General features: G+C 49.3%; 1 protein-coding gene. It reads left to right on the top strand.

All coding sequences use genetic code 11. The features are described from left to right. A partial coding sequence (locus KIV40_RS32610; RefSeq protein ID WP_285353508.1) for an alpha-amylase family glycosyl hydrolase occupies positions 1–735 on the top strand: 735 nt, incomplete at both ends.

The following is a 735-nucleotide window of genomic DNA, read 5'->3' as shown; positions in this document are numbered from 1 at the left end:
CGGCTACGGCACTAGTCACCACAAAGGTGATATCCAAGGCATCATTGATTCCCTAGATTACATCGAGTCTTTGGGAATGAATGGTATCTGGCTAACGCCAATCTTTAATTCTGAGCCTGTTGATGGGCAAGATCACTGGGCTGATAGACTCGATGCTACGGGCTACTTCGCGACTGACTATTTCAGTATCGACCCACGATTCGGTACATTGGAGCAAGCTAAACAGCTAGTTGAAGAGGCGCACGCGCGCGGCTTATACGTATTCTTCGATGGCGTATTCGGTCACCACAAAGGGAATGTTGCTCCTTCACCTACTGGTAAACTACCGCAAGGTGAGAACAACCCTGTCGCTTACCCAGAGAGTTTAGAGTTCTACAAAGAGGTCGCGACTTACTGGATCAAGGAACTTAAGATTGATGGCTGGCGTCTTGACCAAGCGTATCAAGTACCAAAAGACGCATGGGCTGAAATTCGTGAGAGTGTCGATGCCGCCTCAGCAGAAGTTGAATACGTAAACTCAGAGGGTGAAACCGTTAATCCACTAGGTTACATGGTTGCTGAGATTTGGGCGGGAGAAAACCGCATCATTGAAACAGGCTATGGCACCAATAGCGCTCCAGCACTCTGCTCTGCGTTTGATTTCCCAGTACGTTACCGCTTAACGGAAACCCTTGCTGTGAACGAAGCCGGTGTTGGCGGTAAAGGTGGTGAGTGGCTAGCGGAAGGCATGTCATT

Source organism: Vibrio sp. D173a (assembly GCF_030248475.1).
The sequence above is the reverse complement of the archived record's forward strand: the minus strand, read 5'-3'. Positions and strand labels throughout refer to the sequence as shown.